This is a genomic window from Arthrobacter sp. zg-Y1143 (assembly GCF_030125565.1).
In the GTDB taxonomy this organism is placed as follows: domain Bacteria; phylum Actinomycetota; class Actinomycetes; order Actinomycetales; family Micrococcaceae; genus Arthrobacter_B.
Genome location: NZ_JASKLW010000001.1, coordinates 148,091 through 173,948, shown reverse-complemented (window position 1 = coordinate 173,948; position 25,858 = coordinate 148,091). Strand labels below are relative to the sequence as shown.

Here is a 25,858-nt window from a genome sequence, read left to right as displayed (position 1 = left end):
CACTAACGTCCTCCGGCCCGGACAGGCAGCAGCCGGAAGACTATCCGGGTACGTCCCATGGCAATGGTGGATCCGTCGGAAAGCACTGCTTCACCCTGAACTTTCTGGCCGTTGACGAAGCTGCCGTTGGTGGAGCCCAGGTCAATGGCGCGGCTTGCACCGTTCTCGGTGCGTATTTCCAGATGCCGCCGGGAAACACCGGTGTCATCCACAAGAATGTCGGCCTCGGAAGAGCGTCCCAGGACCACCGACGGCGCATTCAAGGAATAACGCTGTCCGTCAATGTCCAGGACCGGCTGCACCCGGGCCGAAGGGCCTTGCCGGGGTGCCGGCGGCTGCGGAACCCTGGGCGTGGCTGAGGGGGATTTCTCGGTGGCGGAATCCACTTCCAGTACCCCGGACTTCAATGAGGCGTCACGGGTGAAGGATACCCGGACGGGACCCTGCAGGCTGTAGGACTGGCTGTGCGCGTGCTTAATGACGACGTCGCACAGTTCTTCCGCCAGCGGTGCACCCCACTGCTGGGCCTGTGTGAAGTCCGAGCTGGACAGCCGCACCGTGAAAACGTTGGGAGCCAAGGTGCGTCCCTGCCCGAGGACCATGGAGCGCTCATCAAGCTCCCGGCGCAGCGCAATGGCCAGTTCCAGCGGTTCTACCCGGCCTGAGGAGCCGGACGTGAAAGCGCCGCGGACCATCTTCTCGATGCCGCGTTCGACATTGTCGAGTAAGCCCATGTCCGTCTCCTTCCGCGTCCTGTCCGGTGAATAGCCACGCCTGCCACCCGTCTCCCGGCGCCGGGGCGCCGGGCGGAATGAACCGCCGGGACTGCGTTGGGACTGGTTCCGGCAGGTCACAGGTACATACGTCCACTTCGATACTACTGGGGAGCGCTGATAAATGTCTTACCGCGCCTCCCGGTACTCCGTGTCCGTCAAGCCCCCGAGGGATCTTTGCGGTGCGTTTATTGGAAGTATCCGGACCGCGCACCTGGGCACCCGCTGCGGCCCGTCCCACACCCGGATCCCTGCAATGACGCGGATTTCGGGGCTGCCGAAGGGGCGTTTAGGTGTTTCGCCAAAATGCCGGTATGCTTGATTCTGCTGTTCCCGAGGAAACGCAACGCAGATGGTCTCAGGAAGATTTGAGATCATTCGCACATAGCTTCCGAGGGAAACCATTTTGCGCGAGTGGCGGAACGGCAGACGCGCTGGCTTCAGGTGCCAGTGTCCGAAAGGGCGTGGGGGTTCAAATCCCCCCTCGCGCACAGATAGGAATGACCCCGGCTCACCAGCCGGGGTCATTTTTTATGCCCGGGTGCGGTGATCCAGCCCGGTGCACGTATAGAAACGGTGCATCCGCAGGACACAGAGCACAAAGGAGGGGACCGCCTGGCAGCAGGCGGTCCCCTCCTTTGGAAGCAGAGCGGTACTTAGGAGCGTTCGGCCTTCTTCGCCTCTGCGTCCTTGACCCGCTGGGTTTCGGCGCGGACGGCGGCAAAACTGGCCCGCTCTTCCACGAGCCAGGCCGGGGGCTGGGCGAGCAGTGCCTTGATTTCCTCGGTGGTGAGCGGCTCCGTAATGCCGGACCGGGTCAGGCCGCCAATGGAGATGTTGAGCTTCTGGGCCACCACCGGCCGCGGGTGCGGCCCGTTGCGGCGCAGTTCGCTGAGCCACTCCGGCGGGTTGGACTGGAGTTCGTCAAACTGGGCGCGTGAAATGGGCCCGTCCTGGAAGTCCTGCGGCGCAGCGGGCAGGTAGATGCCCAGTTTCTTGGCTGCCGTGGCAGGCTTCATGGTTTGGGAGGATTTCTCGGTGGTCATATTCCAAGGGTATCCGCACGCCGCCGCCCGGGTCGGTGGGCTAAGGTGTTCTGATGCCCACAGACACTTCAGCTCTTCAGAACGGGGCGACTCCACGGCCGCTGACCGTGGCCTATGTTCCGGGCGTGACCCCGGGTAAATGGATTACCCGCTGGCAGGAACGCAAGGACCAGGAACTGCGGACGTTCCAGTGTGAGGAAGTTGCCGCTGTGGAGGAACTGTCCTCCGGCCGCGCCGATCTCGCTTTTGTACGCCTTCCCGCTTCCGGCTTCACACGTCCGGAGGGGCTGAACCTCATTCCGCTCTATGAGGAGCAGCCGGTTGCCGCAGCGGCGAAGGACCACCCCCTTACGGCGTTCGACGAGGTTGAACTGGCAGATCTGGACGGCGAAACCCTCCTGGACGTGGCAGAAATGGGCGGAGCCGCCGTCGCCCTGGAAGTAGTGGCGGCGGGCAGCGGCGTCGTTATCCTGCCCATGTCGGTGGCGCGGCTGTATTCGCGCAAGGATGTCACGGCCCGCCCCGTGAACGGGGTGCCGCCCACGAGGATCGGCATCGCGTGGCTGCAGGAACGGGACGGCGATGACGTCGAAGAGTTTGTGGGCGTGGTGCGGGGGCGCACTGCCAACAGTTCCCGCCAGCCTTCTGTCCTCGAAGAGCAGAAAACGACGGCGCGGCAGCGGACGAAGGCACGCCAGTCCCGCAGCGAGGGCAAGCCGGCGGCCAAGTCCGGCGGCCGCACGGCAGGCAAGGGCGCCGGCGGCAAGGGAAAAGCCACAGGCAAGGGTGCCGCCAAGGGTGCAGGCAAGAGCGGCAAACCGCGTCGCAGCCGCTGACTTGTACCGCGTACCGCTCCGGACGGATTTGGCGGTACTCTTCGCGGATGCGAATCAAGATGAGCAGTATCCACGTGCTGGACCCGCAGCGGGCCTACGGGTTCTACACGGGGACCCTCGGCATGGAACCCCTGATGGCCATGCCGGAGTACAACCTGTTCATTGTGTGCTCCCCGGAGGAACCGGGAGGGCCAGGGCTCCTGCTTGAACCCAGCGAAGATCCTGTGGCGGAAGCCTACCGGGCCGGGTTGTACGCACAGCAGCTCCCGGTCCTGGTGCTTGGTGTCCGGGATGTGCAGGCGGAGTACGACCGGCTCAGCGGCCTGGGGGTGGAGTTCATCGGCGAACCGACCCTGGATGCAATGGGCACGCAGGCTGTTTTCGACGACGGCTGCGGCAACTACATCCAGCTCCACCAGGACTGATGATGGTAGGTTTGCAGCGATTTAGAGCTGCCCCGTGCGGGATAAAACAGCTAACCGAGGACAAGGCAGGGGAGTTATGGATCCGGAGGCCGCGGTAACTCTCGGTGTTGCTGCATTCGGGCTGTTGGTCATGGTCCCCGGCCTCCTGGTTTACTCGGGACGCTTTAGGCACTACCGCGCCGGTCTTAACATCCTGTGGACGGGAGAACCCGCGCTGGCCAGCACTTATATTGGTGCAGCTTTTGCGCTTTTCCCCGTGACGCAGTTTGTTATTCAGCCCAACGTTTATCCGCTTATTGGCCTGGTCTTCCTTCCTTTGTACTTCTTGATTGCGGTAATCGGCATACTTGGTAACTTTTGGATGCCGCGGCCCCTGCAGCCCAAATGGATCAAGGAAGAGAAACCCCGGGAGAAACAGGAACAGACAATCCGCGCGGCTGATCCCCGGAAGTCCTAGCGTTCGCCCAGCCGCGGGCGCAGCCGTGATTCCTCCAGATCCAGCAGGCGCTGCGCCTCCGCCAGCGTCCGGGATGCGTAACGCCCTTCGCGCCGGGCCACCAGCAGCCGGTCACGTTCGGCTTCCACGACGGCGCGGCGAAGCCGGCGGTACTGCAGCTGCGGCGTCGCCTCCTCGCTCATGCCCAAGGCGCGTACCCGTTCCCAAGCCAGTTCGCTGCGCAGGAAGGTGCTCTGCCGGACCCGCTCCACCACATCCGGATCAACTTCCTCCCGCGCACCCAGGCATTCCGCCGGTTCTTCCAGAATCGTCAGTCCGGCGCCGCTGAGTTCATCCAGGAGTTTGGCCAGTTCCCGCTGGTCTGCCGCGACGTCGCGTCCCTGGACACCCAGGACCCGGATCACCCACGGCAGGGTTCCACCCTGCAGAAGCAGGGTGGCCACAGCCACGGTAAAGGCAATCAGCACCAGCTGTTCGCGGTACGGGGTCTGTTCCGGCAGGGACTGGGCGGCGGCCAGCGTCACCACTCCGCGCATGCCGGACCAGGAAATCACTACGCCGCCGCGCCAGCCCAGACCCTCGCGGCGCAACTGTTCGACGTCGGCCCGCCGCCGTCGATACAGCAGCTCAGCGCGGCGATGGCGCCTGCGTTTGCGCTCATTGGTGAAGCCACCGGCCTTGATGCGGTCCAAGCCCAGCCGGAACCGCTGGGTCCGCAGGTCCTGGTACCGTACTTTGGCCCGCAGCACGTAGATCAGCGGAGTGACCCAGGCGAAACGGACCAGGACCAGCAGGCCGGTGGTGATCAGTCCGATCAGCACGGCGTCCCACACCGAAAGCAATGCCGTGTCCACGTTTTCCACCAAATGGCGCAATTCAAGGCCCATCAGCAGGAATACGCCGTTTTCGAGCAGGAACGAGATGGTGCGCCAGTTGATGCTGTCATTGATCCGCACCTGCGCCGTGAACGCTGAAGCGCTGCGGTGTCCCGTGTATAGCCCGGCAACCACCACGGCCAGCACACCCGAGGCGCCCACTTCTTCGGCGGGAATGAACGCCACAAACGGCACCACAAAGGAAATAGCGGTGTCCAGCACCGGGTCGTGCAGCTTGGAACGGAGAAAGACTGTGGCGGCGCCTACCAGCAGTCCCACGGCAATGGCCGTGATGACGGCAAATCCGAAGTCTCCGATGCCTGCCCAGATGCTCGACAGCCCACCGGCCGAGGCAGCCACGGCGGAGCGCAGCAGCACCAGCGCCGTGGCGTCATTGACCAGCCCTTCGCCCTCCAGGACGGTCACCAGCCGCGGCGGCAGTCCCAGCCGCTTGCCGATCGCAGTGGCGGCGACGGCGTCGGGCGGGCTGACGACGGCGCCCAGGGCCACGGCGGCTGCGAAATTCAGGTCCGGGAGCAGCACATAGAGCACCGTCCCGGTGGCGAAGGCGGACACGAGCACCAGGAACACCGAGAGGGAGGAAATCGCGCCGATGTTCCGCCTGAAATCGACCACGGGCACGTTGACAGCCGCCGCGTAGAGCAACGGCGGCAGCACACCCATCAGGATCCACTCATGCGGAACGGAGAACGGCGGCACGCCGGGGGTATAGGACAGGGCAAATCCCACAACCACCAAGATGATGGGAGCCGCGATGCCGAGACGTTTGGAGAAAGCCGCTACGGTCACAATCACCGAAACGCCTACTACTGCGAAGAGAGCCAGTTCCACACTTCAACCCTAGCCCTGCACACAGGGAAGGCTGCAGCCGGGGCGGCTAGGTGTACGGTGACCAGCCGGTGACTGCGCTCAGAGCCGCCATGGTGACCCCGAAGATCGCATAGACAGTGACCGGAACCATGATGGCCCATTCCCGCCAGGAACCGGCCGCTCCGATCAGGGGGAGCGAGAAACTGCCGCTGCTGCGCCAGAGCTTGTTGACCACCGGGAAGCGGGCCAGGGAACGCGGACGTTTGATCCGCAGCGGCCACAGGACCATCACGCCCTGGTGGGTCAGCAGATCACCCAGGATATGCACGGCTACACCCAGGCCCACGGCAACTGGCAGCCAGTCATTGTTCTCCGGTGCGTACACGGCAATGAAAACGGAAAACGCCAAGGCGAGGAACCAACTGCGGGCCGGTCCGCCGGCGATCTTCAGGGCCTTGAAAGCGAAACCCATCAGCAGGACGGACAGGATGCCCGCACCCAGCGCCACCGAACCGAAGACGGGTACGTCCGCCGTCACCTTGCCCAACGCAGTAGCAAGGGCAACAAACACGGCAAGCCCGAGGATCGAGTGCGTCCCGCGCCGGTGCCCCCCGCTGATGGTTTCGGTGAGGCGGGCCAGGATCTTGGTAATCGGCGGCAGTGAATGGGCTATCGTGCCGCTGTGGTGGTCAAGGTCCGGCAGCAGTGCCGCACCGGCCGTCAACAGGGCACCCGTCACCACGCCCAGCGGTGTGACCGGGTACCAGCCAAGGGCGTGCGGGGCAGTGGAAGCAACGGCAACCCAGGCCGCGGCGCCGCTAGCGGCATGGTGGCCACCCATCATGGTGTAAGAAATCCTTCGAAAGGGCGGAGCAGGCGCCGGTGATAAAGGGCGGAAAAATAGAAAGCTTTCTATTTTTCCACGGTTTCGGGCGGCAGCGGTTCACGGCGACGCCGCCGTGACGATGGCGCCTCAGGCGACGGCGTACCCCAGGTGCCGCAGTACCGTGTCCACTATTTCCGCCGGAGACGAAGTGATGTCCAGGCGGAGGCCGTCTTCGTCCGGTGCCAGCGGCTCCAGGGTGCTCAGCTGGGACGGCAGCAGAGAGGGCGGCATGAAGTGGCCGCTGCGGGTTTTCATGCGTTCTTCCAGCACTTCACTGCTGCCGTCCAGATGGACGAAATGGACGGTGCCGGGCGCCTGGGCGAGCACGTCGCGGTAGGTCCGTTTGAGGGCCGAGCAGGTCACGATGGTGCACCGGCCGTTGCCGGCCTGGGTGCCCATCCAGTCCCTGATCGAATACAGCCACGGCCAGCGGTCCTCATCGTCCAGCGGGGTTCCAGCGGACATCTTGGCAATGTTGGCCGGGGGATGGAATTCATCGGCCTCGGCGGCGATCCAGCCGAGCCGCTTGGAGAGCAGATTGGCGATGGTGGTTTTACCGGAGCCGGAAACACCCATAATCACGAGGTGCTGAGCGGTGGAGGCCATTTCCAACTCCTTGGAGGACGCCGTTGTCGAGGGTTTTGTGAATGCTGAAAGCAATTCGTCACAAAGGTATCACCAAACGCCGCGACGCTATGGGGAGGAGCACTGGACAACTAGGGTGAAGCGAGGTCTGCGGCATCGATCCGTCTTTTGGGGTTGTGTGCAGCCCGCAATGCCAATTGATGCCGTGTACGGAATATAACAGGAATGATGCAGACATGAGTGAACGCGCCGCACCCGCTCCCCAAGCAGCGGTGGTCCTGAACGGCAGAATCATAGAGGTGCTGGGGCAGGACATAGTGTCCGGCGTACTGATGCCGGGGGACCGGCTGACCCTGGAAGGACTCCAGCAGGAATTCGGTGTTTCCCGGACCGTGGTTCGGGACTGCATGCGGATCCTCGAATCGATGAACCTGGTGTACTCCAAGCGCCGCGTGGGCATTGTGGTTCTGGAACCCGGGTTGTGGAACGTGTTTGATCCGCGCGTCATTAAGTGGCGGCTGCAGGGTCCGGGGAGGACGGAGCAGTTCCGGACCCTGACTGAACTGCGGGTGGGTGTGGAACCAGTGGCTGCCGCGGGCGCCGCCCGCCGGGCCTCCGACGTCGACCGGGCGCGCTTGGTGGAACTCGCGGCAGAGCTGCGCCGGCTGGGCGAAGCCGGGGAACTGGAAGGTTTCCTGCAGGCTGATATTGAATTCCATACACTGTTGCTGCGCGCCAGCGGCAACGATATGTTCGCTTCGCTGCAGGAAGTGGTTGCCGCGGTCCTGACCGGCCGCACCATCCACAAAATGATGCCGCCGCACCCCACCGAGGAAGCGTTGAGCGGGCATGCCCTGGTGGCCGCAGCGGTTGCCGGCGGCGACGACGCCGCTGCGCTGGCGCATATGGCCGGACTGCTGGAGGAAGTGCGCCTGGCCGTCTCAGGCTGACCGGCCGGGAATGCAAAAGACCCGCACCTCCGTGGGAACGGCGGCGCGGGTCCTCAGCGAACCAGTGCTTAGCGGGTGGCCTCGAGGTTGCTGTCCTCGGGCGTTACCACCTGTGCCGTGGCGGAGATGTTTTCGGCATCCACCATCCAGGCGTACTGCTCCAGCTTGGCAATGAAGCCGTGCAGGATGTCGGCGGTGGTCGGATCCTCTTCATCCACCTGGTCGTGGACGTCGCGCATGGTCTTGACGACGGCGTTCAGCATCGCCACCACGTGCGTCACGGTGTCGCGGGTGTCCACGAGGCCGGCGGGGAACGGCGGCAGGGTGGTGCCCGAAGCGACGGCTGCGCTGCGGCCGTCCGGAACGGCCCAAAGTGCGCGCATCCGTTCCGCCAGCTCGTCGGTAAAGGTACGTGCGTCTTCGATGATTTCGTCCAGCTGCAGGTGCAGGTCGCGGAAGTTCTTGCCCACCACGTTCCAGTGGGCCTGCTTGCCCTGCAGATGCAGTTCGATCATATCGACCAGGACCGCCTGCAGGTTTGTGGCCAGCTTTTCTGATGCCTTCATGTTTTCCTCCGATGGTGACGAAAAATGAGTACTTCTGCACCTGCCGGGATGCCGGTTCCGGTTCCGGTGCGCCGGCGGGTGGATCGCTTCCCACCCTAACCCGGGCCGCCGTGCCGGACCAGAACCTGCGGAACCCGCAGATGCCAATATAAGCAACCTTACCTTCCGCTTGAACCGGTTGGTGCTGCTGTGTACGGTGAGGAGAACGGGGCTGCTGGTAAAGGGGCCCGGCCAGAGGCAGGATTCGCACTACCGGAGGGACAATATGACCACCGTAGAAGAGTCAATCGACGTAGCAGTACCGGTAACCACTGCCTACAACCAGTGGACCCAGTTTGAGTCGTTCCCGCACTTCATGAACGGCGTAATCTCGATTACCCAGCTTTCGGACACCACCAACCACTGGGTGACCAAGATCGGCGGCACGGAGCGGGAGTTCGACGCCGAGATCACCGAACAGCATCCGGATGAGCGCGTCGCCTGGAAGAGCACGGACGGCAAGTCCCACGCCGGCGTCGTCACGTTCCACCGGTTGGGCGATGCCCAGACCCGGGTCACCGTGCAGCTGGACTGGGACCCGGAAACCCTGGTCGAAAAGCTGGGCTCCGCCGTAGGAGCCGATGACCGGCAGGTGAAGTCCGATCTTAAACGCTTCAAGGAATTCATTGAAAGCCGCGGGTCAGAGACCGGTTCTTGGCGCGGCAACGTGGACGCACCAGGAAACGCTGCCACGGGTTCCGGTGGTCCCGCCGCGGCGCCCGCCGCTCCGGCAGCCTCCACCAGCACCGAACGCCTTGCTGCCGCGCCGGAAGCCGATCCGGCCATGGACGATCCCGAATCGGGCGGTCCCCGCGCCGGCTTCTAGCCGGACACAAAAACTGCGGATGCCGGTACGGCATCCGCAGTTTTTGGCTTAACCGGCCGGACAGGTCAGGCCGGGTCAAGATCCTTCACGGAAGGCCCTTCGAGCAGCGCGCCTTGGGCGCTGAAGCGCGAACCATGCAGCGGGCAGTCCCAGGACTGTTCAGCATCGTTCCAGTTCAGGACGCCCTTCAAGTGCGGGCACACCGCCGATACCCGGCTGGTTTCTCCGCGAACCGTGCAGATGCCCACGGGCTTGCCGTTCTCCCGGGCAACCACACCCTGCCCCTCCGGCGGAGCGGTGTCCGTGCTCCGGGCCAGCCCGGATGCCCAGCCGGTGAGCATTTCCAGTCCCACTTCGGCGTTGTCCCGCAGGGTGGAGGCGGCATCCAGCGGTGCGACCCGGGGCTTGTACAGTTCCCTTGCCCACGGGTTCTCGCCGCCCAGGATTTCCGCGCTCAGGGCCAGTGAGGCGGCAACCGCGTTGGTCATGCCCCACTTGTTGTAGCCGGTGGCGGCATAGATGTTGGCGCCCATCAGCGGCAGTTGGCCCACGTAGGGAAGGCTCCGCGCCGGCGCGTAGTCCTGCGCCGACCAGGCGTAGCTCGCTGCGGTGCCCACTTCGAAGTTCTCCACGGTCCACCCCACCAGGTCATCGACCAGCTCCTGGGTGTTTTTCTTCCGCCCCACGGTGTGTCCGTTGCCGCCGGCGAGCAGGTAGGACATGCCGTCCACCTCGGCGGTCCGGAGCGAGCGGGTGGGGGAATCCACCGACAGGTACATACCCTGGGGCACCGCGCCGGTGACGGGCAGCGCCGCGGCATAGGACCGTTCGGGCTTCAGGACACTGAAGTAGCCGCCGCGGTCCAGGATTGGAATGCCGGTGGCCAGCACGAGGTTCCGGGCACTAACCTCGCCCTGTCCGGTCAGTACCGTGATTCCGGCCCCCTCCTGGTGTTTGGCCCCGGTCACCCGGACGCCCTCTACCAGTGTTCCCCCGTGAGCGCGGTAATCCTGAGCCAGCCCGGCCAACACTTCCAGGGGATGGATCTGCGCCTGGCCGGTCAGCCGCAGCGCCCCCGTGACCTCATAGGGCAGCTCTGTGTCCTCGGTCAGTTCAACGTCCAGGCCCGCCGCCCGGGCGGCTTCCTGTTCCTTGAGCAGGGACTTCCGCCCCTGTTCGGTGGTGGCATAGGTGTACGCGTCGCGGGTCTCGTACCTGATGCCGTTCTCGTCGCAGAAGCGCAGCAGCCAGCTCTGTCCCTGCCGGTTAGCTTCCACGTACTGCCCGGCAATTTCGGCGTTGTGATGCGAGGTGATCCCCGAGAGGATGGTCCCCTGCAGCAGTGAGAGCTTTGCCGTGGTGTTGCCGGTGGTAACGGCGCCCACCGTCCGGGCTTCCAGGATCACCACCTTCTGGCCGCTGCGGGCCAGCAGTGCTGCGGTGGTCAGGCCGGTCAGGCCGGCACCTACAACCACGGTGTCGTAGGCGGCCCCGGGTTCAAACGGGCCGGAGGGGATGGCGGGTGCGGAGTCGAGCCAAAGGGATAACATGTCAGCCTTCCCGCCATTCTGATGAGGTGATGTGGGAGCCGCCCTGCGGGCCCATTTGGAGCATGCCGCCGTCGACGGCCCACGAAGCGCCGGTGACGTAGGACGACGCCGGCGAAGCCAGGAAAGCGACAACGTCGGCGATTTCGCGGGCATCACCGGGACGGCCGAGGGGAATGCCGGGGCGGTCCTCGCTCCGCGGATCGGTGTCTTCCTGATCCGTCATGGGAGTGGCGATTTCACCCGGCTCCACTGAATTCGCGGTAATCCCGTAGCTGCCCAGTTCCAGCGCGATGGTTTTCATCAGGCCGCCCAGACCGTGCTTGGAGGCGGTGTAGGCGGCGGCGCCCACGCGGGGCTGCACCTCATGGACGCTGGTGACAGCTATCAGCCGGCCGCCGTTGCCGGCCGCGACCATCCGCTGCGCTGCCCGCTGCAGGCACACAAAGGCCCCGCTGAGGTTTGTGTCCACGGTGGTGCGCCACGCGTCATAGGCCAGGTCAAGGAACTTCTGCCCGTCACCGGTGCCGGCGTTGCTGACAAAAACGTCCAACCCGCCCAGCTGCTCCGCCAGTGCATCCACGACATCGGCGCAGCCGGGCAGGTCCGTGGTGTCCAGACGCGCGACGACGGCGTTGCGGCCGTGCGATCGGATCTCTTCCGCCGTGTCCCTGGCTCCTTGCTCATCGGAATGCCAGGTCACTCCCACATCCATTCCGGCTTTGGCCAGCGCGACAGCCGTGGCGCGTCCTATCCCGGAATCAGACCCGGTCACGATGGCCGTTTTCGGCTCAAAGCTCATTGGTACCCCCTCGTGGTCGTGGAAAGTCAGTATGCTTCCCACCTTGCCCCAATTGTGCAACAGTTTAAAGTCCTGATTACCTAATCCTCCCGGTCCGGTCCCCGGTGCCGCGGTGCAGAGGAGTCATCATGGCATACCCCAGTTACAGCTCCGGCGGCGGTCTTTCGGCCCGCCGGACCAGCGCGCAGAAAGCGGCAATTGCCTTCGGAATTGTTTTCCTGCTGATTGGTGTCCTGGGCTTCATTCCGGGTTTGACCGCCAATTACAGCCAGCTCTACTTTGCCGGTTACACCTCCGAGGCAACGCTTCTGGGTATCTTCCAGGTGTCGGTACTCCACAACGTAGTCCACATGCTGCTGGGCTTTGCGGGCCTGGCCATGGCCCGGTCCAATTCCTCGGCGAAGCTTTACCTGGTCGGTGCGGGTATCCTCTACGCCCTGCTCTTTATCTATGGGCTCCTGGTTCCGTTCGACACGTCAGCGAACTTTGTCCCCCTTAACACCGCGGACAACTGGCTGCACGTAATCCTGGCGGTGCTGATGATCCTGCTGGGCATCTTCCTTGGCCGGCGGACCGACAACCGGACGTACCGCAGCAGTGGCAACCCAGGCGAGGGCTCGATCCCGAACTGATCCGGACAGCCCAGGGACAACGGCAGGACCGGCCCCGGCGGGACCGCAGCGGCCATTTGGTGCCCGGCGGCGGGGTGCTGGCAGACTGGATGCAGACACCGCCCGCACCGGGCGGCCCGTTGCGAAAGGAACCTGGTTTGTCCGCCGCACTAATGGTCATTGACATGCAGAATGCCTACTTCGAGAGCCCTGCCCTGCAGAAGCACCAGGAACGGGTTGTTGAAAAAACCAATGAGCTCATTGGCTTGGCGAAAGCTGCCGGGGTCCCCGTCCTGATGGTCTGCACGGAGCACGAGCGGGACAAGTCCACTTGGACATTGAGCATGCTCGATGATGACCAGGGCTTCATTTTCAGCGGGAGCGAGCAGGCAGACTTTGTCCCCGGCCTGGATCACGCCGACCTGCCGCGGCTGGTGAAGACCCGCGACAGCGCCTTCGTGGGCACCGACGTCCTGCTGCGCCTGCGGAACTGGGATGTCCAGACGCTGGTGCTGGCCGGCGTCGCAACCCACAATTGTGTGGCGCAGACCGCCGCTGACGCCTTCGCGAATAACTTCCGGGTCCGTTTTGCCCGGGAAGCACTCGCCTCCACCAACGAGGAATACGAGGAAGCGATCCTGAGGATGCTTTCCGACGAGTACCGCCAGCCGGTTCAGAGCAACGCTGACCTCAAGGACTTCTTCAACAGCAACGAATCCTAGGCATCTCCGCTATTCCCTTGCGGGCACCGGTCCGGGCTGGAATTCGACGGCCCGGGCCGGTTAGCGTAGGGGCATGGATGCACTGGAGATTCAGCACAGGATCGCGGAACTGGTAGAGCAGGAACAGTCCCTGCGCGAAGCGGACCCCGCCGCAGAACCGGAGAAGCACGCCGAGCAACTGCGCCGGGTGGAGGAACAGCTTGACCAGTGCTGGGACCTCCTCCGCCAGCGGCGCGCCAAGATGGACGCCGGGCAGAACCCGGATGAGGCCCAGGCCCGCCCGGTGGGCGAGGTTGAGGGCTACCGGCAGTAAAGGCTTTCAGGCCTTCGCGCGAGCCGGCTTCTTTTTCGCATGGTCGCTCGAAGCCGGCATCAGCTGCCGGAACAGGGTAGCCGCTCCGACGCTGCGCCGGAATCCGCTTTGGCCGCGGAGGGCCTCGCCCAGCGCCCAGAGGACCAGGCTGCCTTTACTGAGGGTCTTGAACAGATCAGCATTGCGGGGCGTCAGCGCCATCAGTGACGCCAGCCCAAACACCCCCCAGCCGATCAGCGGAGCGTTGGGTACCTCGAAAACTGTCTGCCGGCCGAACTTGTCCGTGAAGAAATTGGGCGATGCCATCGTATTCAGGCGCCTTTCCTGGTTTTAGCAGAGCTCTTGGTGGTTGGGGACTTTGCCTTGGCCGGAGCCTTTCCGGCGCCGTCGGACTTGTTGCTGGCTGATTTTGTACTGTCGGATTTGGTGCCCTTGCCGGTCTTTTTGTCCCGGTTTTTCTCCACGCTGCGGCGCAGGGCTTCCATCAGGTCCAGCACCTTTCCGCCTTCGTCTTCGGATTCTTCCCCGAAGGTTTCCCCGGTGTCGAGAGAGTCGCCTTGTTCGAGCTTGGCATCTATAAGGGTCTTGAGCTGTTCCTGGTAGTCGTCAGTGAACTCGGACGGGTCGAAGTCTGAGCTGAAGGAATCCACCAGGGCCGAGGACATCTCGAGTTCCTTGGCGGAAATCCGCACCTTCTCGTCCAGCGATTGGAAAGCGGCTTCGCGGACCTCGTCCTCCCAGAGCAGCGTCTGCAGGGTCAGCACGTCGCCGCGGACGCGCAGGGCGCCCAGCCTGCTTTTCTGGCGAAGGGAGAACTGCACAATGGCCGTGCGGTCCGTGTCTTCCAGGGTGCGGCGCAGCAGTACGTAGGACTTGGTCGATTTCGAATCCGGTTCCAAGTAGTACGTCCGGTCGAACAGGATGGGATCCACCTGCTCGCTGGGCACGAATTCGACGACGTCGATCTCGCGGCTTTTCTCCACGGGAAGGGATGCCAGGTCCTCGTCGCTGAGGACCACCGTCTGCTCGCCGTCGTCGTAGGCCTTGGCGATGTCCTTGTACTCCACCACCTCGCCGCATATTTCGCACCGGCGCTGGTAGCGGATGCGTCCGCCGTCTTTGCCGTGTACCTGGTGCAGGCTTACATCGTGGTCTTCGGTGGCGGCATAAACCTTAACCGGCACGTTGACCAGCCCAAACGCAATGGCGCCTTTCCAGATCGCTCTCATGTAGTCCAGTGAACACTAAACTCCGGTGCCGTTGCCAGAGCGGGGTTGCCCGGGCTGTCCCTGCTCAAGATGCTCCCGGATCAGCCGGTACACCCGGGGGTCCGAAAAATAGGCATTGTGGGACTCGGGAAACGGCTGCCCGGAGCCCACCTCGCGGTCCGTGACCGTCATCCCACGCCCGGCGAAGACCTGTTCGGCGCAAAAGGCGAGCAGGTCGCGCCCATCCCAGATATTCAGCCAGGGGATTCCCGGGCCGTCGCCGCCGCGCCGGGGCCCCAGATAGGCCAGGGCATCCAGGAGGAAGAACCACGGTGCCGGCGACCCCACAGTGACCAGCAGGTCCGTCCGGAAGCGGCCGGATTCGGGGGCACAGAGCAGGTCGACGGCGGCCACCGAGCCCAGGCTGTGGGCGAACAGCACCACGGGCGCGTCCTGGCTGACGCTGCCGAGGGCTTCCGCGGTGACGGCACGCGCCGTTTCCCCCCGGCGCAGGTAGAAGGCTATTTTGCTGAAGAATTCACCGGCCGCATCGGTCAGTCGAATCCGGTGCCGCACCGCAGCATCGGTGAGCACATCCAGTACCAGGTCCTGGAGTGTATGTCCCAGCAGGGCAGCTTCCGGTGCAGCCGGCGGCGCCCCGGCAACCGTTGCCCGGCGCAGGGGATCCCCGGCGCCCACCTGCATGCCGAACAGCGCCAGCGCCAAGGAGGCATCGGCCTGTGCTGGCGGGTCTTCCGCGGCGTACCGCGGCGGCAGGGCCGGAACGGAACTGACGTCCTCTGCGGCATCGGCTGCCCAGTCAACGGTCAGCACGGAGTAGTCCGACAAACCCGGAACGGCAGCGAGCTGCTCCCGGATCCGGTCCGCCAGCTGCGGATTGGTCCGTCCGGTCCCGGGCAGGTAAACGAGGGTTCCGGGTTTTTCGGCCGGTCCTACGGTGACGGGGTCCATGGCGGTCTCCTCTGCTGCGCCGGGCTTCAGCCGTCCCCGCCGGCCCGCGGGGGAACGGGCGGACAGCGGAGGAACGGATGCTTTCACGCGTTGGGGATACTTTCACACGCAGGGCACCCCTGCGCCAGTAACCGTTCCGCCGCGCACGGGGGCGGATAATGGATCCAGTCAGGAAGGCGAGGCTGTGACCAACAACGGAGCGGCAAGTAGCGGGACCGCAAACCACGGGCCGGCGGAAAGTCCCGCACCCGAAAACGGAGCACCCGAGGCTGGAATGGAACGCCGCGAACTGTCGGTGGGGCAGGTAGCTGAACGCAGCGGCGTGAGCGTCTCGGCCCTGCACTTCTATGAGCGCCAAGGCCTGCTCTCCAGTAGGCGGACCCAGGGCAACCAGCGGCGCTTTGACCGTTCGGTGCTGCGCCGCGTAGCGGTCATCAGGGCTGCCCAGCAGGCGGGTATCCCGCTGTCCGTGATCAACCGTGCGTTCGCGGAACTGCCGCCGGAGGGAGTGCCGGACCAGGCAGACTGGCAGCGGCTATCCGCCGCGTGGCGGCAGGAACTGGACTTCCGCATCCGGCACCTGCAGGCATTGCGCGACCGCTTGGGCGGCTGCATAGGCTGCGGCTGCCTCTCCCTTGCGGAGTGCCGGTTCGTTAACCCCAAGGACGCCTCAGCCGACAGCGGCACCGGCGCCAGGGCCTTCGACGTCTGACGATTTGACCTCAACATTGGTTGAGGTTTTACCGTTGAAGTATGCCCTCGCTGGGCTGGTCTGCGGAAGGACACTAATGACGCGGAATACGGCTCTGTGCGAGCGGAATGTAACGGAAGCATTCAAGGACGCCTTCCGGGCGCACCCTGCGGGCGTGGCAATCATTACGGCCGACGGCGGCAGCGGCCCGGTGGGGCTGACCGCCTCCTCGGTCTCCTCGGTATCGGCCGAACCGCCCATCCTTTCCTTCTCCCTTGCCTCCACCCAGGGCACCGCCGGGGTCATTGCCTCGTCCGGCACCGTCGTCGTGCACCTCCTGGGCGCCGAAAACGCGGAACTGGCGTCCCTGTTCGCCCGGCCGGGGGCGGACCGTTTCGGCGCCACCCGTACCCGTACCCTTCCCAGCGGGGAGCCGCTGCTGGAAGAGGCCCCCGTGGCCCTGCGCTGCCGCATCGACGGGCGGATCCCGGTGGGCGGATCCATCCTCATTGCCGCTTCCGTCCTCGAGATCCTCCCCGGAGCGCCCGGGCAGGAACCGCTGGTCTATCACAACCGCACCTACCACCGCCTGGGCACGCACTCGGCCCTGGGGTAAACCCCACCCCGGGCGGGAAGGCTGGATAATTGGTTCAGCACCCTGCCGGCAAGTGCCTGCGCGGGACCGAACCACGGAAGGCACGGCCATGGCCAAAAAGAAGTTGAAGGACCTGACCAGCGGGCAGAAAAAGGGGTTGAGCGTCCTGACGGGCGTCCAGATCCTGCTGGCAGCGGCGGCACTCTGGGACATCCGGCGACGCCCCGCGGACCTGATCCGCGGCAGCCGCAGCCTGTGGACCCTGGCCTGCGGGATTAACTTCGCCGGCCCGGCGGCGTATTTCCTCTTCGGCCGGCGCAAGGCCTAGCGGTGGTGCGTCAGCGAAGCGGTACGGGAACCAAAGCGCCGCTGGTGGATCCCCTCCGGCTGCAGGATCTGGCCGACGGAACCGGCGTGCCCGCGGGCAGCCAGCAGGAAGCGACCGCCTGGACGGGCGAATCGTTCGCGGGACTGGAACTGCGCGGGGCGGTCTTTTCCGAATGCAGCCTGGTCTCGGTGTCCCTGGATGACGCGGACCTGACGGCGGCCCGTTTCCTGGAAACCTTGCTGGAAAACCTGTATGCCCCGGTGTTCCGGGCGCCGCGGACGACTTTCCGGGACGTGGAACTGACCAACCCCCGGCTGGGTTCGGCTGAACTGTACGGCGGCAGCTGGAACTCCGTTCGGGTGGACGGCGGCAAAATCGACTACCTGAACCTGCGCGGCTGCACCATGACCAATGTGCTGGTCACCAACTGCATCATCGGTGAGCTGGACCTGGACGGAGCCCGGCTGAACCGCGTGGCCTTCAGGGATTGCCGCATCGACAGCCTGCTGCTGGGCAACGGCGGCTCGGCTGTGGACGCGGACCTGCGCGGATCCGCCCTGCGGAGCATCACCGGGCTGGCCGGCCTGAAGGGCTTCACCGTGGATGAGGAGCAGCTGCTGCAGCTCGCTCCGCTCCTCGCGGCCCAGCTGGGCCTGCGGGTTCAGAGCTAGGGCTGTCCGGCGTACTGGTCCCAGGGGATGTTCCAGTCGCCGTAGCCGTCATCAATCGAGACGGGGCCGGCCTCGGTGTTCAGCACCTGCACCACGTCCCCGGCATCGAAGGTGTCATAGAAGTACTTGGCGCCTTCGGCGGACATGCCCACGCAGCCGTGGGAAACGTTGATCCGGCCTAGGGCCCCTACTGCGCCGTTCAACGCCTGGTGGACAAAGACGCCGCTGTTGGTCAGGCGGCTGGCCCAAGACGCATCGAACGGTTCGTAGTAATCCGGGTCGCCCGGCTTCAGCCCGATGCTTTCGGCCCGGAACGGCAGCTTCTCGTGTTGGCTGACCACTACCTGGTATCCGCTGGGGGAGGGCCAGGTGGGTTCGCCGAGTGTCACGGGGAAAGTACGGACCAGCTGGCCGTCAATGAATACCTGCATTGTCTTGGTGAAGTTGTCCACCACGGCCAGGCGGGTGTTGTGCGTGGTGAAAGTGCGGGTTTCGTTGAAGTTGCCGATCATGCCGTTGCCAAAGTCCACGCCGAACAGCTGCATGTCCACCGTGATGGAGCTGTTGGGTGCCCAGAAGGCCTCGGGACGGTAGCGGACCTTGTTGTCGGTGATCCAGTAGAAGGCGCCGGCCTGTCCGGAGGTGCTGCTGACCTTGATGGCCTGCTCCACGGCGGCCTTGTTGGTTACGGGTTCGCTGAAGTTGATTTCAATTGGCTGTCCCACGCCGACGTCGGCCGCGTTCTGCGGGTACATAAAGGCGTTGGCCTCATTAGCGGGCTTGACCGTTTCGAAACTCTGCGACCGGGTGGTTTCCTTGCCGGCCTGGTCGGTCAGCACCACATCCATCGCGTAGGTGGTGTCGAACGCCAGCTGGGCGTCCGCCGTCCAGACGGTGTTGTCTCCGGACAGGACACCGGGGATGGCCGGGCCGCCCGCGGCCGGCTTCAGGCTGACCGACTCAATTTCGGCGTTGGTGGCCGTGACGGTTGCCGCGGTTGCAGGATTGACCGCAACCGCACCGTCAGCGGGAGTGGCTGTGATGGATACCGGTGCTGCACTGGCGGACGGTGAAGCCGGGCTTTCCGCTGCGGGGGAGCTTTCATCGGCAGACGGGTCGAAGACACCGTTTGCGTAGGCAGCGCCGATGCCGCCACCTACTACCAGCACACCGGCAACGGCGGCTGCAATTACCCACTTGCGGCTCTTCTTATCCTGCACGGCGCTTTCCTGCACTGCGGCGGTCCCCTCATAGTCAAAAGCCGTCAGCTCAAAAGTGTCACCGGCGGCGCCAACAAGTATGGCCCGGCTGGCCGGTGCCCGTTGTTCTACCGATGATATTCGATGCCGTGCCCCGCCGGGACAGGCGTTACAGAACTGCGGCCTAAGCCGGTTCCGGCTGTCCCGCCGGCTGTCCCGCAGGCTGGGCCAACCGGGCGGCCTGCCGGGTGATGTTCCTGGCCATGGAGGGAAAGATCAGTCCGTGGAACGGGGCGATCAGCCACCAGTACATTTTCCCTGCCAGCCCCTTGGGGAAGTAAATGGCGCGCTGCCGGTAGACACTGCCGCCGTGGCCGTCCGGGTCCACCCGCATCTCCAGCCAGGCCTTGCCCGGTACCCGCATCTCGGCCCGCAGCCGCAGCAACGTGCCGCGCTCCAGCAGTTCCACCCGCCACCAGTCCACCACGTCCCCGGTGTACAAAGTGGTCGGATTGCGCCGGCCCCGGGTCAAACCGGCTCCGCCCACGGTTTTGTCCAGCACCCCGCGGATGGCCCAGGCCATGGGCAGCGAATACCAGCCGTTGCGCCCGCCCACACCTTCGATGACCTGCCACACCGCTGCCGGGTCCACCGCGGCCCGGCGCTCCCGGGAGTCGACGTACACCGTTTGGCCCGCCCAGTCCGGGTCGCTGGGGAGGGGGTCGGAGGCCAGGTCGGCAGAGGCTGAGGCATTGGCCCACGTGGTTTCCACCTCGCCCCGCTTTTCCCTGCCCAGCGCTCGTTTCACGGCGTCGCGGTAGCTCGTCAGCCCGCCGTCGGGCTGTGGCACGTACTGGTCAATGTCGTGTTCCTTGGCCACGGCGTCGTGCTGCAGGGATTCCACCAGCGGCAGGGACATGGCACGTGGAATAGGGGTCACCAGCGCCACCCACATACCCGCCAGCCGCGGTGCCGGCAGCGGCAGGGCGTAAATGCGCCGGCGGGGCAGCCCGGCCTCTTCGGCGTAGCCGTTCATGATCTCCGCGTAGGTGAGGACCTCGCGCGAGCCGATATCGAAGGTCCGGTTCACTTCGGCGGGAATATCCACGGCCCGCACCAGGTAATGCAGCACGTCCCGGACGGCAATCGGTTCAATCCGGCGCCGCACCCAGCTGGGCGCCGGCATCACGGGCAGGGTTTCGGTCAGGTGCCGGATCATCTCGAAGGACGCGGAGCCTGAGCCGATGACGACGCCGGCCTGGTAGACCACCGCCGGCACCTCGCCTTCCAGGAGGATCCGCCCCACCTCGGTGCGGGATTTCATGTGGGGAGACAGTTCCCCCTCGGGATGCAGGCCGCCGAGGTACACAATCCGCTTCACGCCCGCTTCCGCTGCCGTCTCGGCCACCAGATGGGCAATCGCCGACTCCTGGTCGCTGAACCCCTTCCCGGAGGCCATCGAATGCACCAGGAAATATAGGGTGTCGATGCCCTCGAACGCGGCGGCGGTGGAATCGCGGTCCGAGAGGTCCCCCTTGACCACCTCGACGTCGGACGCCCACGGCACATCGGAGAGCTTTTCCGGGGAGCGGGCCAGCACCCGGACCCGGTGTCCGTCTTCAAGCAGCAGCGGCACCAGGCGGCCGCCGATGTAGCCGGTGGCGCCGGTAACCAGGACATGCTGGCGTTCAGTCATTTTTCCAACATACACAGGGGCCGCCACGGATAGTCAGGGCTGCGGCACGCTCTGCGCGAAACCATCCCGAACCGGTGGCAGATTGATAAGCCCCCTGATGAAATACTGGCGTTTGTTCCGTATCCCGGTAAGACTAGGGGGCATGGCGACAGGCGGAGGGAACAAGCAGGAAACCGTCAGTGTGGAGGGGCACCGGCTCCGCCTGACCAACCTGGATAAGGTGCTGTATCCCGCAACGGGAACCACCAAGGCGGATGTGCTCACCTACTACTCCGCCGTAGCCGAATACATGCTGACGCATTCGAGCAACCGCGCCGCCACCCGCAAACGCTGGGTGCACGGCGTGGGCACGCCGGAGCATCCCGGGCAGGTGTTTTTCCAGAAGAACATTGAAGACTCCGCACCATCCTGGGTAAAGCGGTTTCCGATTGAGCACAAGGACCACACGAACACCTATCCGGTGGTTAATGATCTGGCCACACTGACCTGGCTGGCGCAGTCCGCGGCCCTGGAAATCCACGTACCGCAGTGGCGGTTCGGGCCGCGCGGAAAAATCGGTGCCGCGGACCGGATGGTCCTGGACCTCGACCCTGGCGACGGTGCAGGGCTGGCCGAATGTGCCGAAGTGGCACGGCTGGCGCGGGCCATCCTCAATGACATGGGCCTGGATGCCCGCCCGGTGACCAGCGGGTCCAAGGGCATCCACCTGTATGCGGCCCTGGACGGCAGCCAGGACTCCGACGAGATCAACGCCGTGGCGCATGAGCTGGCCCGTGCACTGGAAGCGGACCACCCGGACCTGGTGGTCAGCGACATGAAAAAGACGCTCCGTAAGGGCAAGGTGCTGGTGGACTGGAGCCAAAACAACGGCAACAAAACCACCATCTGCCCCTACTCGCTGCGCGGACGGTTCCATCCCACGGTCGCCGCCCCGCGGACCTGGTCGGAACTCGACGATCCGGACTTGGCGCAGCTGGATTACGAGCAGGTGATGGAACGGGTCCGCAGCGGCCCGGACCCGCTGGCGGGAATGGAAAGCGGCGCGTTCGACGAGGAGGCGCTGGAAGAGGCCACCGAAGAAGCCGGGACAGGAACCGACGGCGGCGGGTCCACGGCCGGCGCGGACCGGTTGACCAAGTACCGCAGCATGCGCGACGCCGCGAAGACGCCCGAGCCGGTTCCCGAGGAACCCTCCACGCCGTCGGAGGGCAACAGCTTTGTAATCCAGGAACACCACGCCCGCCGGCTGCACTGGGACTTCCGGTTGGAGCACGACGGCGTGCTGGTCTCCTGGGCATTGCCCAAGGGGCCGCCTGCCACGTCCGGCAAGAACAACCTGGCGGTGCAGACCGAGGACCATCCGCTGGATTACGGGAGCTTTGAAGGACATATTCCCAAGGGGGAATATGGCGGAGGCGATGTGACCATCTGGGATCACGGCACCTACGAGCGGGAAAAATGGCGCGACGGCAAGGAAGTCATCGCGGTGCTGCACGGCCAGCCCGACGGCGGCCTGGCCCGGGAAGGTGCCGCGGACCGGCGCTACGCCCTGATCCACACCGGGTCCGGCGGCGGCAAAGGCGACAACAATTGGCTGATCCACCTGATGAAGGACCAGCCCAAGCCCGGCGAGAAGGGCCAAGCAGAGCCGGGGGAGACGGACCAGCCCAAGCCCGGCGAGAAGCGCCAAGCAGAGCCGGGGGAGACGGACCAGCCCGCTACGCCCCAGGCCGCCGTCGCCGCTGCTGCTGCTGCTGCCGGCACGGAAACGGCAGTGACGGTCCCGGCCGGGGACGGCAGCGGCGCGGAGGATGCCTCGGTCCCGCTTATCGAGCCGATGCTTGCCACCCTGGGTACCCGCGCCGAAATCAACGACGACGAGGACTGGGCGTTCGAGATGAAGTGGGACGGTGTCCGCGCCGTCGTCACCGTTACTCCTGAAGGCACGCGGCTGATCAGCCGCAACGGCAACGACATGACCGCTGCGTATCCGGAACTGCAGGATCTCAGCGCGCACCTGTTCGGGGAGCGGGCGGTGCTGGACGCTGAAATCGTGGCACTCAACAAAGCCGGACGCCCGGACTTCGGGCTGCTGCAGCCGCGCATGCACCTCACCAAACCCCGCGAAATTACGGCGGCTGCCGAGCGTACGCCGGTGCACTTGATGGTTTTCGACCTGCTCTGGCTGGACGGCCGGTCCCTGGCGGACCTCAGCTACGAGCAGCGCCGGGAAATCCTCGAGTCCGCCGTGGAAGCCACCCCGGACGGACATCTGCAGGTACCCCCGGCCCTGGAGATGGGCATGGACGAGGCCGTGGCCGCCAGCAAGGAACTGGGCCTGGAAGGGGTCATGGCCAAGCGGCGGAGCAGTACGTATTCCCCGGGCCGGCGCTCGAAGCACTGGGTGAAGCTGAAAAACCAGCTCAGCCAGGAAGTGGTGGTGGTGGGCTGGCGCCCGGGGCAGGGCAACCGGCAGAACAAGGTCGGCTCCCTTTTGGTGGCCATTCCGGACGGCGTGTACCTGAAATACATCGGCCGGGTCGGCTCGGGCCTGAGCGAAAAAGACCTGGCACTGATTGGCCCGCGGCTGAAGAAAATGTCCCGCAAAACCCCACCCCTGGATGATGTTCCCAGCGCGGATGCCTCGGATGCCCAGTGGGTGCGCCCGGCCCTGGTGGGCGAAGTGACCTTCTCCGAGCGCACCGGCAGCGGCAAGCTGCGCCACCCCGTCTGGCGCGGCCTGCGCCCGGATAAGAAACCGTCCGACGTCGTGGTGGAGACCGTGTAGCCGCGGCCCTCCCCACCAGTGAAAGGACCCGCACCATGACCGACAGCAGCATTCCCGGAACCGACCATCCTTCCGGACCGGAGCATGTTCCCGGCAGCGAACGCATCCCCGGCACCGAACCGCACCACGACGGCGACCTCGCCGGCGTCGACGCCTGGTGGCGGGCGGCGAACTACCTCTCGGTCGGGCAGATCTACCTGCGCGACAACCCGCTGCTGCGCCGGGACCTGGAAAGCGGAGACGTGAAGGCACGGCTGCTGGGCCACTGGGGCACCACACCCGGCCTGAACTTCATCTACGCGCACCTGAACCGTCTGATCCGCGAACAGCAGCGCAAGGTCCTGTTCATCACCGGACCCGGCCACGGCGGCCCGGCCAATGTGGCCAACGCGTGGCTGGAAGGCACCTACTCCGAGATCTACAGCCATGTGGGGAAAGACGAAGAGGGGCTGCGGACCCTCTTTAAGCAGTTCTCCTACCCGGGTGGAATACCCAGCCATGCGGCGCCGGAAACCCCGGGCTCCATCCATGAGGGCGGCGAGTTGGGGTATTCGCTGGCGCACGCCTACGGGGCGGTGTTCGACAACCCGGACCTGATTGCGGCCACCGTCATTGGCGACGGCGAAGCGGAAACCGGGCCGCTGGCGGCCAGCTGGCATTCCAACAGCTTCCTGGACCCGGCCGTGGACGGCGCGGTGCTGCCCATCCTGCACCTGAACGGCTACAAAATTGCCAACCCCACCATCCTGTCCCGGATGCCCGAGGAGCAGCTGCTGAAACTGCTCGAGGGCTACGGCTACCGCCCGTACGTGGTCACCGTGGAGGACCCGGCCGCGGTGCAGCAGGCACACGAGGACTTCGCGGCCGTGCTGGAAACCTGCCTGGCCGAAATCACGGCCATCCAGGCGCAGTACCGCAGCGGGGAGCGCACCGCGGTGCCGCCGGATGTGCCCGGTGCGGACACCGGGGAAGTGCACGCCCCGCGCTGGCCCATGATCGTGTTCCGCTCGCCCAAGGGTTGGACCGGCCCGCAGGAAGTGGACGGTCTGCCCGTGGAAGGCACTTGGCGGGCGCACCAGGTGCCGTTGTCCGAAATCCATGAGAAGCCGGAGCACCTGGCCCAGTTGCAGGACTGGATGCGCTCCTACCGGCCGGAGGAACTGTTCGACGCCGAGGGGCGGTTGGCGGCGGAGATCGCCGCCCTGGCACCTGCCGGTGACCTGCGGATGAGTTCCACTCCCTACGCCAACGGCGGCCGGCTGCTGCAGGACCTGCACCTGCCCGAGTACGCGCAGCATGCGGTGAAGATTGATCATCCGGGCTCAGAACGGGTCAGTCCGATGTTCAACCTGGGCGGTTACCTGCGCGAGGTCATCCGGAAGAACCCGTCCAACTTCCGGATCTTCGGCCCGGATGAAACTGCGTCCAACCGGCTGCAGGCCGTCTACGATGTCACGGACAAGGCCTGGCAGCAGCGGATCGATCAGCTGGACGAGCATCTGGCGCGCAGCGGCCGGGTGGCAGAGGTGCTCTCCGAACACCTCTGCGAGGGCTGGCTGGAGGGCTACCTGCTGACCGGCCGGCACGGGGTGTTCAACTGCTATGAAGCCTTTGTCCACATTGTGGATTCGATGTTCAACCAGCACGCCAAGTGGTTGAAGGTCAGCAGCGCGCTGTCCTGGCGCCAGCCCGTCGCATCCCTGAACTACCTGCTCTCCAGTCACGTCTGGCAGCAGGACCACAACGGGTTCTCGCACCAGGACCCCGGCTTCATTGACCACGTGGTGAATAAAAAGGCGGACGTTATCCGGGTCTACCTGCCGCCGGACGCCAACACCCTGCTGGCCGTTGCCGAGCACATCCTGGGCACCCGCGACCGGGTCAATGTGGTGGTTTCCGGCAAGCAGCCCGCCCCGGTCTGGCTGGACCCGCAGACCGCACGCCTGCATGTGGAGCGCGGCATCGGCGTCTGGGACTTCGCCGGCAGCGAGGACACCAGTCCCGGCGCGAAGTCCGACCCCGACGTCGTGATGGCGTGCGCCGGCGACGTGCCCACCCTCGAGACCGTGGCCGCTGCGGCGCTGCTGCAGGAGCATCTGCCGGAGCTGAAAATCCGGGTGGTCAATGTGGTGGACCTGATGCGGCTGCAGGATCCGGGCGAGCACCCGCACGGGCTGTCAGACCGCGATTTCGACACCCTGTTCACCACGGACAAGCCGGTCATTTTCGCCTATCACGGCTACCCCTGGCTGATTCACCGGCTGACCTACCGGCGCACCAACCATGCGAACCTGCATGTGCGCGGCTACAAGGAAGAGGGCACCACCACCACGCCCTTCGACATGGCCATGCTGAACCAGATTGACCGGTTCCAATTGGCCATAGACGTGCTGGACCGGGTAGCGTCGCTGGGATCCACACAGGCACCGTTTCGGCAGTACCTGCAGGATGAACGGGCACGTGCCCGCCAGTACACCCGGGATGAAGGCCAGGACCCGCCGTACATCAGCGGCTGGAACCTGCAGGAAGCCGAGCAGGACACCCCGGGGTAGGGCGGCAGCAAGGCTTCGGCGGCGCCGCACCGGGCGTCACGCCGTGGAAAAGTACGATCCATCCACAG

At 65.2% G+C, this 25,858-nt stretch carries 26 protein-coding genes, 1 tRNA gene and 1 pseudogene; 15 read left to right on the top strand and 13 right to left on the bottom strand.

Translation table 11 applies throughout. The features are described from left to right. Positions 1–2 precede the first annotated feature (2 nt). Entirely contained in the window at positions 3–734 is a 732-nt protein-coding gene (locus QNN98_RS00935; protein WP_283995981.1) for an FHA domain-containing protein, read from the bottom strand. A 447-nt stretch (positions 735–1,181) separates the two neighbouring features. On the opposite strand from QNN98_RS00935, the gene QNN98_RS00930 reads away from it, so the two are divergent. Beyond that, positions 1,182–1,264 (top strand) — tRNA-Leu (locus tag QNN98_RS00930). Between the two features lie 165 nt (positions 1,265–1,429). On the opposite strand, the gene QNN98_RS00925 is transcribed toward QNN98_RS00930, so the two are convergent. Next, a complete protein-coding gene (locus QNN98_RS00925) occupies positions 1,430–1,792 on the bottom strand; it encodes a DUF5997 family protein (protein ID WP_227912426.1) in 363 nt (120 codons plus the stop codon). 80 nt (positions 1,793–1,872) lie between these two features. Here QNN98_RS00925 and QNN98_RS00920 point away from each other — a divergent pair, with 80 nt between their 5' ends. From QNN98_RS00920 to QNN98_RS00910, 3 genes are all read left to right on the top strand, one after another. Continuing rightward, positions 1,873–2,655 (top strand): LysR family transcriptional regulator substrate-binding protein, encoded by a 783-nt coding sequence (locus QNN98_RS00920; protein ID WP_227925933.1) that lies wholly within the window; start codon positions 1,873–1,875, stop codon positions 2,653–2,655. A 47-nt stretch (positions 2,656–2,702) separates the two neighbouring features. Beyond that, a complete protein-coding gene (locus QNN98_RS00915) occupies positions 2,703–3,080 on the top strand; it encodes a VOC family protein (protein ID WP_229958558.1) in 378 nt (125 codons plus the stop codon). A 76-nt stretch (positions 3,081–3,156) separates the two neighbouring features. Continuing rightward, the gene (locus QNN98_RS00910) at positions 3,157–3,537 is read left to right on the top strand and encodes a hypothetical protein (RefSeq protein WP_283995980.1); all 381 of its coding nucleotides are present in this window, start codon (positions 3,157–3,159) and stop codon (positions 3,535–3,537) included. Here the strand turns inward: QNN98_RS00910 and QNN98_RS00905 are convergent. The 3 genes from QNN98_RS00905 to QNN98_RS00895 form a co-directional block, all read right to left on the bottom strand. Continuing rightward, positions 3,534–5,264, bottom strand: a complete 1,731-nt coding sequence (locus QNN98_RS00905) for a cation:proton antiporter (RefSeq protein ID WP_283995979.1) — start codon at positions 5,262–5,264, stop codon at positions 3,534–3,536. The genes QNN98_RS00910 and QNN98_RS00905 overlap by 4 nt on opposite strands. A gap of 46 nt (positions 5,265–5,310) precedes the next feature. Beyond that, positions 5,311–6,087 carry a metal-dependent hydrolase gene (locus tag QNN98_RS00900; protein WP_283995978.1) on the bottom strand — a complete coding sequence of 259 codons (777 nt, stop codon included), beginning with the start codon at positions 6,085–6,087 and terminating at the stop codon, positions 5,311–5,313. Positions 6,088–6,216: 129 nt separating this feature from the next. Beyond that, the gene (locus QNN98_RS00895) at positions 6,217–6,735 is read right to left on the bottom strand and encodes a gluconokinase (RefSeq protein WP_227912373.1); all 519 of its coding nucleotides are present in this window, start codon (positions 6,733–6,735) and stop codon (positions 6,217–6,219) included. Positions 6,736–6,950: 215 nt separating this feature from the next. Between QNN98_RS00895 and QNN98_RS00890 the strand changes: the two genes are divergently transcribed. Further along, positions 6,951–7,664 carry a FadR/GntR family transcriptional regulator gene (locus tag QNN98_RS00890; protein WP_227912374.1) on the top strand — a complete coding sequence of 238 codons (714 nt, stop codon included), beginning with the start codon at positions 6,951–6,953 and terminating at the stop codon, positions 7,662–7,664. Positions 7,665–7,732: 68 nt separating this feature from the next. On the opposite strand, the gene QNN98_RS00885 is transcribed toward QNN98_RS00890, so the two are convergent. Next, a complete protein-coding gene (locus QNN98_RS00885; RefSeq protein ID WP_283995977.1) occupies positions 7,733–8,230 on the bottom strand; it encodes a Dps family protein in 498 nt (165 codons plus the stop codon). A gap of 265 nt (positions 8,231–8,495) precedes the next feature. Here QNN98_RS00885 and QNN98_RS00880 point away from each other — a divergent pair. Further along, a pseudogene (locus QNN98_RS00880) lies at positions 8,496–8,945 on the top strand (SRPBCC family protein); the annotation flags it as partial. A gap of 215 nt (positions 8,946–9,160) precedes the next feature. On the opposite strand, the gene QNN98_RS00875 reads toward QNN98_RS00880, so the two are convergent. Both QNN98_RS00875 and QNN98_RS00870 read right to left on the bottom strand, forming a co-directional pair. Continuing rightward, positions 9,161–10,645, bottom strand: coding sequence for an FAD-dependent oxidoreductase (locus QNN98_RS00875; protein ID WP_283995976.1), 1,485 nt, complete (start codon positions 10,643–10,645; stop codon positions 9,161–9,163). Between the two features lies 1 nt (position 10,646). Continuing rightward, positions 10,647–11,444 (bottom strand): SDR family oxidoreductase, encoded by a 798-nt coding sequence (locus QNN98_RS00870; RefSeq protein ID WP_229958562.1) that lies wholly within the window; start codon positions 11,442–11,444, stop codon positions 10,647–10,649. A 128-nt stretch (positions 11,445–11,572) separates the two neighbouring features. Here QNN98_RS00870 and QNN98_RS00865 point away from each other — a divergent pair, with 128 nt between their 5' ends. The 3 genes from QNN98_RS00865 to QNN98_RS00855 all read left to right on the top strand — a co-directional run bounded on the left by QNN98_RS00865 (position 11,573) and on the right by QNN98_RS00855 (position 13,090). Continuing rightward, positions 11,573–12,076 carry a DUF4383 domain-containing protein gene (locus QNN98_RS00865; protein ID WP_227925941.1) on the top strand — a complete coding sequence of 168 codons (504 nt, stop codon included), beginning with the start codon at positions 11,573–11,575 and terminating at the stop codon, positions 12,074–12,076. A gap of 137 nt (positions 12,077–12,213) precedes the next feature. Continuing rightward, a complete protein-coding gene (locus tag QNN98_RS00860; RefSeq protein ID WP_227912379.1) occupies positions 12,214–12,777 on the top strand; it encodes a cysteine hydrolase family protein in 564 nt (187 codons plus the stop codon). A gap of 73 nt (positions 12,778–12,850) precedes the next feature. After that, on the top strand, positions 12,851–13,090 hold the full coding sequence (locus QNN98_RS00855; protein WP_227925942.1) for a DUF2630 family protein: 240 nt from the start codon (positions 12,851–12,853) through the stop codon (positions 13,088–13,090). A gap of 6 nt (positions 13,091–13,096) precedes the next feature. On the opposite strand, the gene QNN98_RS00850 is transcribed toward QNN98_RS00855, so the two are convergent. Genes QNN98_RS00850 through QNN98_RS00840 form a run of 3 tightly spaced genes read right to left on the bottom strand, consistent with a single transcriptional unit; the run spans position 13,097 to position 15,357 of the window. After that, complete coding sequence (locus tag QNN98_RS00850; protein WP_227912381.1) at positions 13,097–13,396, bottom strand: hypothetical protein; 300 nt, start codon at positions 13,394–13,396, stop codon at positions 13,097–13,099. A gap of 5 nt (positions 13,397–13,401) precedes the next feature. Further along, complete coding sequence (gene ku / locus QNN98_RS00845; protein WP_283995975.1) at positions 13,402–14,319, bottom strand: non-homologous end joining protein Ku; 918 nt, start codon at positions 14,317–14,319, stop codon at positions 13,402–13,404. 15 nt (positions 14,320–14,334) lie between these two features. Next, entirely contained in the window at positions 14,335–15,357 is a 1,023-nt protein-coding gene (locus tag QNN98_RS00840; RefSeq protein ID WP_283995974.1) for a hypothetical protein, read from the bottom strand. Between the two features lie 187 nt (positions 15,358–15,544). Here QNN98_RS00840 and soxR point away from each other — a divergent pair, with 187 nt between their 5' ends. The 4 genes from soxR (at position 15,545) to QNN98_RS00820 (ending at position 17,555) form a co-directional block, all read left to right on the top strand. Beyond that, complete coding sequence (soxR, locus tag QNN98_RS00835) at positions 15,545–15,982, top strand: redox-sensitive transcriptional activator SoxR (RefSeq protein ID WP_227912384.1); 438 nt, start codon at positions 15,545–15,547, stop codon at positions 15,980–15,982. 76 nt (positions 15,983–16,058) lie between these two features. Beyond that, on the top strand, positions 16,059–16,577 hold the full coding sequence (locus QNN98_RS00830) for a flavin reductase family protein (protein ID WP_227912385.1): 519 nt from the start codon (positions 16,059–16,061) through the stop codon (positions 16,575–16,577). Between the two features lie 88 nt (positions 16,578–16,665). Next, positions 16,666–16,884 (top strand): PLDc N-terminal domain-containing protein, encoded by a 219-nt coding sequence (locus QNN98_RS00825; RefSeq protein ID WP_227925944.1) that lies wholly within the window; start codon positions 16,666–16,668, stop codon positions 16,882–16,884. Between the two features lie 5 nt (positions 16,885–16,889). Beyond that, positions 16,890–17,555 carry a pentapeptide repeat-containing protein gene (locus tag QNN98_RS00820; protein ID WP_283995973.1) on the top strand — a complete coding sequence of 222 codons (666 nt, stop codon included), beginning with the start codon at positions 16,890–16,892 and terminating at the stop codon, positions 17,553–17,555. Here QNN98_RS00820 and QNN98_RS00815 read toward each other — a convergent pair. Together QNN98_RS00815 and QNN98_RS00810 are read right to left on the bottom strand one after the other, a co-directional pair. Next, a complete protein-coding gene (locus QNN98_RS00815; protein ID WP_227912388.1) occupies positions 17,552–18,775 on the bottom strand; it encodes a L,D-transpeptidase in 1,224 nt (407 codons plus the stop codon). The two genes, QNN98_RS00820 and QNN98_RS00815, sit on opposite strands and share 4 nt — an antisense overlap. 163 nt (positions 18,776–18,938) lie before the next feature. Beyond that, the gene (locus tag QNN98_RS00810; protein ID WP_283995972.1) at positions 18,939–20,450 is read right to left on the bottom strand and encodes an SDR family oxidoreductase; all 1,512 of its coding nucleotides are present in this window, start codon (positions 20,448–20,450) and stop codon (positions 18,939–18,941) included. Between the two features lie 142 nt (positions 20,451–20,592). Here QNN98_RS00810 and QNN98_RS00805 point away from each other — a divergent pair, with 142 nt between their 5' ends. After that, complete coding sequence (locus QNN98_RS00805; RefSeq protein WP_283995971.1) at positions 20,593–23,238, top strand: ATP-dependent DNA ligase; 2,646 nt, start codon at positions 20,593–20,595, stop codon at positions 23,236–23,238. A gap of 35 nt (positions 23,239–23,273) precedes the next feature. Beyond that, positions 23,274–25,790 carry a phosphoketolase family protein gene (locus tag QNN98_RS00800; protein ID WP_283995970.1) on the top strand — a complete coding sequence of 839 codons (2,517 nt, stop codon included), beginning with the start codon at positions 23,274–23,276 and terminating at the stop codon, positions 25,788–25,790. Positions 25,791–25,858 lie beyond the last annotated feature (68 nt).

Bases quoted from the DNA above. Each gene is read 5' to 3' on its own strand.
- QNN98_RS00915 (WP_229958558.1), top strand. From the start codon at position 2,703: ATGCGAATCAAGATGAGCAGTATCCACGTGCTGGACCCGCAGCGGGCC.
- QNN98_RS00890 (WP_227912374.1), top strand. From the start codon at position 6,951: ATGAGTGAACGCGCCGCACCCGCTCCCCAAGCAGCGGTGGTCCTGAAC.
- QNN98_RS00870 (WP_229958562.1), bottom strand. From the start codon at position 11,444: ATGAGCTTTGAGCCGAAAACGGCCATCGTGACCGGGTCTGATTCCGGG.
- QNN98_RS00895 (WP_227912373.1), bottom strand. From the start codon at position 6,735: ATGGCCTCCACCGCTCAGCACCTCGTGATTATGGGTGTTTCCGGCTCC.
- QNN98_RS00825 (WP_227925944.1), top strand. From the start codon at position 16,666: ATGGCCAAAAAGAAGTTGAAGGACCTGACCAGCGGGCAGAAAAAGGGG.
- QNN98_RS00935 (WP_283995981.1), bottom strand. From the start codon at position 734: ATGGGCTTACTCGACAATGTCGAACGCGGCATCGAGAAGATGGTCCGC.
- QNN98_RS00850 (WP_227912381.1), bottom strand. From the start codon at position 13,396: ATGGCATCGCCCAATTTCTTCACGGACAAGTTCGGCCGGCAGACAGTT.
- QNN98_RS00910 (WP_283995980.1), top strand. From the start codon at position 3,157: ATGGATCCGGAGGCCGCGGTAACTCTCGGTGTTGCTGCATTCGGGCTG.
- QNN98_RS00855 (WP_227925942.1), top strand. From the start codon at position 12,851: ATGGATGCACTGGAGATTCAGCACAGGATCGCGGAACTGGTAGAGCAG.
- QNN98_RS00885 (WP_283995977.1), bottom strand. From the start codon at position 8,230: ATGAAGGCATCAGAAAAGCTGGCCACAAACCTGCAGGCGGTCCTGGTC.
- QNN98_RS00920 (WP_227925933.1), top strand. From the start codon at position 1,873: ATGCCCACAGACACTTCAGCTCTTCAGAACGGGGCGACTCCACGGCCG.
- QNN98_RS00810 (WP_283995972.1), bottom strand. From the start codon at position 20,450: ATGACTGAACGCCAGCATGTCCTGGTTACCGGCGCCACCGGCTACATC.
- QNN98_RS00830 (WP_227912385.1), top strand. From the start codon at position 16,059: ATGACGCGGAATACGGCTCTGTGCGAGCGGAATGTAACGGAAGCATTC.
- QNN98_RS00800 (WP_283995970.1), top strand. From the start codon at position 23,274: ATGACCGACAGCAGCATTCCCGGAACCGACCATCCTTCCGGACCGGAG.
- QNN98_RS00875 (WP_283995976.1), bottom strand. From the start codon at position 10,645: ATGTTATCCCTTTGGCTCGACTCCGCACCCGCCATCCCCTCCGGCCCG.
- QNN98_RS00865 (WP_227925941.1), top strand. From the start codon at position 11,573: ATGGCATACCCCAGTTACAGCTCCGGCGGCGGTCTTTCGGCCCGCCGG.
- QNN98_RS00805 (WP_283995971.1), top strand. From the start codon at position 20,593: ATGGCGACAGGCGGAGGGAACAAGCAGGAAACCGTCAGTGTGGAGGGG.
- QNN98_RS00900 (WP_283995978.1), bottom strand. From the start codon at position 6,087: ATGATGGGTGGCCACCATGCCGCTAGCGGCGCCGCGGCCTGGGTTGCC.
- QNN98_RS00925 (WP_227912426.1), bottom strand. From the start codon at position 1,792: ATGAAGCCTGCCACGGCAGCCAAGAAACTGGGCATCTACCTGCCCGCT.
- soxR (WP_227912384.1), top strand. From the start codon at position 15,545: ATGGAACGCCGCGAACTGTCGGTGGGGCAGGTAGCTGAACGCAGCGGC.
- ku (WP_283995975.1), bottom strand. From the start codon at position 14,319: ATGAGAGCGATCTGGAAAGGCGCCATTGCGTTTGGGCTGGTCAACGTG.